Origin of the sequence: Gulosibacter sediminis (assembly GCF_014904065.1) — a bacterium.
Classification (GTDB): Bacteria; Actinomycetota; Actinomycetes; order Actinomycetales; family Microbacteriaceae; genus Gulosibacter; species Gulosibacter sediminis.
Genome location: NZ_JACXJG010000055.1, coordinates 1 through 451 on the forward strand (window position 1 = coordinate 1; position 451 = coordinate 451).

General features: G+C 63.9%; 1 pseudogene. It reads left to right on the forward strand.

Annotated features, from left to right (window positions below):
- Positions 1 to 451 (forward strand): annotated as a pseudogene (locus ID132_RS12935) (IS3 family transposase); the annotation flags it as partial.

Sequence of the window (451 nt, forward strand, 5' to 3'; positions counted from 1 at the left end):
GGCGGCGTATCTGTCGCAGGCTCACATCACGCCCCCAAAATGATCTATCCGCTCGTGAAGGAGATGGCCGCGGTCGGTGCCCGGGTGAGGGTGCCGGTGGCGGTCGCGTGCCGGATACTGGGATTCTCCAAACAGGGCTACTACAAGTGGCTCAAGCAACCGGTGTCAGCCCGTGAGGCCGAGGAGCAAGAGCTCATCTCGGTGTTGCATCAGCTTCACAACGACGACCCGGAGGGCGGCTACCGGGTGCTGGCAGACGACCTCGCTGAGTTGGGCTACGAGTTGTCCGAGCGCAGAGTGTGGCGGTTGTGCCGGGTCGCCGGCATCCAATCGGTGTTCACCACGCGGAAGACTCGCTACAAGAAGGCCGGCGCGCCGGTTCACGATGACCTGGTCAACAGGCAGTTCAGCGCCGACGGCCCCAACGAGCTATGGCTGACCGACATCACCG